This is a genomic window from Methylobacterium nigriterrae, from assembly GCF_037106235.1.
Lineage (GTDB): Bacteria > Pseudomonadota > Alphaproteobacteria > Rhizobiales > Beijerinckiaceae > Methylobacterium > Methylobacterium nigriterrae.
The window spans coordinates 1-2,548 of the sequence record NZ_JBAWTG010000291.1 but is presented as its reverse complement, the minus strand read 5'-3'; the positions used below and the strand labels follow the sequence as shown (position 1 = coordinate 2,548).

Here is a 2,548-nt window from a genome sequence, read left to right as displayed (position 1 = left end):
GGAGCGGTGATTGCGGCCGGAGCGACATGGGCGACCTCCGAGCGGGACGCTCAGCCTACGCCCAGCACCCTACCTTCCAGAATTCGCCAACAGTGTCCGATGGTTTTCGAGACCGTGGGTGAGCCTAACTGCATCCCGAGGTACCAAGCTGCGCGCACGGCAGCGCTCCATAACGCCCAATCCGCGAGCCGCTGCATGTCGGGTGCCATAGGATCTCGGTCTCACACTGCAGCTGCAGCCAGGAAGCAGACCACGCTCACAGCTAACATCGCCAGCCCAGGCCAGTTTGCCCGAGGGCTGAGGCCAGCCGCGCTGTCGGTTCGGCTCCTAGCTCTGAAGCGCCCATCCCAGAGCGCCGTGAAGGCCGTGAGCAGGATGCCGCCGATGAAAAGCAGCACTCCGGCCCAGACAAGAACCATCCTGGGCTCAAAGGCAGCCTGCGCGTTCATCGCAGATACTCGCTCCTCGTCTTCTCCCCAGCGATGCTCCGCCCGGCCCAACGGGGCGACAACCCTCCGTGCTATTGCGCGCAGGGGCTTGGCGGTGCCCAGGAGCAGTTCCGTAAAGGGGCTTACGCGAAGGGGCCGCGCGCAGATTGTGCGAATTCCGGAGCCTGGCGCGTGACGTGGATTGCTGAGCTTCCTTGTCTGGGGCGCCGGCCGCCACCACGTCCGCCAGGCATAGCAACCCGGACAAGGATCGTATGGCGCGCTTCATCGTGATCGACAGAGGGACGGACCGCGTCTACGGCGACACGGCCCGATTTGGCTCTGCAGGGGACGTGGTCTCGCCTGCGGATGCGGTTTGCCTGTTCGACCGCCATGTCGGCCGCGCCACTCGCGGCTTCGGCTACGTCAAACCCAACAGTGACGCGGCGAGCCACGACGTCTACGAAATTCCGCAATCTGTCCCACACCGCGCCACAGCGAGCGAGGCCGAGGCGCGAGCCCTGGTCAAGGAGCACGGCTCCTATGTGGCCGCCCTCGTCAGCTACAATTCCTGATCGCGTCCTTTGCCGGTCTCCCGTTGCGCATCGGCATCGTAGGGGGCCATAATTCCCCTTACGCGAACTGGGCGGCTCCATGACGCTCAATCCCTGCGAAAGGGCCGGGATCGCCCGGCCCTTTGATTTCCAGACACACAAACCTAACAGGTTGAAGTACCTGGGAAATCGTCGTTTTCCTGGCGCATCGTTCGGCGCCGTTTGGAACGTTCCACTGGGGCAAGCCCTATTGGAACAGCGAACGCTCAGCACGAGGCCAATTTTTCAATGTCCTGCGCATCATTGCGAGCAGCGCTGGTAGCCGGTCCCTGTTGGGTCTTGAGCATCGTAGTAGCGTCTTAGAGCTCCGTTCGGCTGAGGCGTCATGTAAACCCTCACCTCCTGACCCGCCACGGCGTTCGCACAGTCGAGGAGGAGAAGCTGGCGGTCTCCAGTCGGTCGAACCGACTTGATGCTGCACGTTGCCATCGGGGTTCTCAGGCGCTTGCCGGAGACGATGAAGGCCGGTGCGAAAATGTCGACCGGTTTCTTGAACGAGGCCCCTTTGCCCGCGGATGAATAGACGTCCGCACAGTCGCGCCCCTCCAACACCCAAGCGCCTTGATAGGCAGAGAGACCAACTCCCGCCGCCAGCGTGTCCGACGCCCCGGCTGAGGCAAGGCTCAGCCCGAGCGCTGCGGCAGCCACGAAACGTGCACCTCCCATCGCGATCTCCTCCAGAAGCCCTATTGGAACGGTTGCCGTGTCTGGTCCGGGCGAGGATCTTCGTGGTGTCGGTCGCGCTCCGTCTCCGGTCGGTTGGCCTGCCGCCATGCACTCGGCGCCATGCCCGCCCAGCGCCGGAAGGCGTGCGTGAAGGCCGCCGGCTCCGAGAAGTCCAGGGCGGCCGAGATCTGTGCCATGCTCATACCGGTATCGGCCAGGAGCTGCCTCGCCACCCGGAACTGCGCCTCGTTGGCAAGGCGCCGGAAGCTCGTACCCTCGGCCCGTAACCGGCGGGTCAAGGTGCGGGGGGTCACCATCCTCAGGCGAGCCACGCGCTTCGCCTTGCAGCGCTGCCGGGTTACCGCGGTCCGGAGGTATCCGCGAAGCTCGTCCGTCAGCGAGGACGGTTCTGCGACCTCAAGCTGGCGGATGTGATCCTCTACCCTCTGGAGCATTGCCGGATCCGCACTCGCGATCCGCTGCGCCAGGAGTTCGGTCGGGAACACCAAGGCAGCGGTTTCCGCGCCGAACCGGACGGGTGCGCGAAAGAAGCCGCCATACGGAACCGTGTCGCGCGGCGCCGGGCGTGGCAGCAGCACCTCCAGGGGATCCCAGTCGGACCCGCACAACGCCCGCAAGACATTGGTCGCCGTGGCCAGCGCCCGCTCCGCATGCAGAGCGGCGCCCTCGGCTTCCGGCTCGTGAGGGGCGTAGCTGAGGACGGCGACCTCATCGTGAATGCCGAGGCCGACCGCCGCGCCCCGGTTCCGCACGCACAGATGGGCTTCGAGCGCCCGCAAGGCGTCCCCGACCGTCTCGGAGCTGCGCAGCAGCAGGCCG

The 2,548-nt window shown here is 65.6% G+C and carries 3 protein-coding genes; 1 reads left to right on the top strand and 2 read right to left on the bottom strand.

What is annotated here, in order from left to right; all coding sequences use genetic code 11:
- Window positions 1-703 precede the first annotated feature (703 nt).
- Window positions 704-1,003, top strand: a complete 300-nt coding sequence (locus tag WDW90_RS36300; RefSeq protein ID WP_336492590.1) for a hypothetical protein — start codon at window positions 704-706, stop codon at window positions 1,001-1,003.
- Window positions 1,004-1,282: 279 nt separating this feature from the next.
- Here WDW90_RS36300 and WDW90_RS36295 read toward each other — a convergent pair whose 3' ends face one another.
- Both WDW90_RS36295 and WDW90_RS36290 read right to left on the bottom strand, forming a co-directional pair.
- Complete coding sequence (locus WDW90_RS36295) at window positions 1,283-1,708, bottom strand: hypothetical protein (protein WP_336492589.1); 426 nt, start codon at window positions 1,706-1,708, stop codon at window positions 1,283-1,285.
- 20 nt (window positions 1,709-1,728) lie between these two features.
- Window positions 1,729-2,548: AraC family transcriptional regulator (locus WDW90_RS36290; RefSeq protein ID WP_336492588.1), on the bottom strand; the 820-nt coding region annotated here is incomplete at its 5' end.

Excerpts from the sequence above, each read along its gene's own strand:
- WDW90_RS36300 (WP_336492590.1), top strand. The coding sequence starts at position 704 with ATGGCGCGCTTCATCGTGATCGACAGAGGGACGGACCGCGTCTACGGC.
- WDW90_RS36295 (WP_336492589.1), bottom strand. The coding sequence starts at position 1,708 with ATGGGAGGTGCACGTTTCGTGGCTGCCGCAGCGCTCGGGCTGAGCCTT.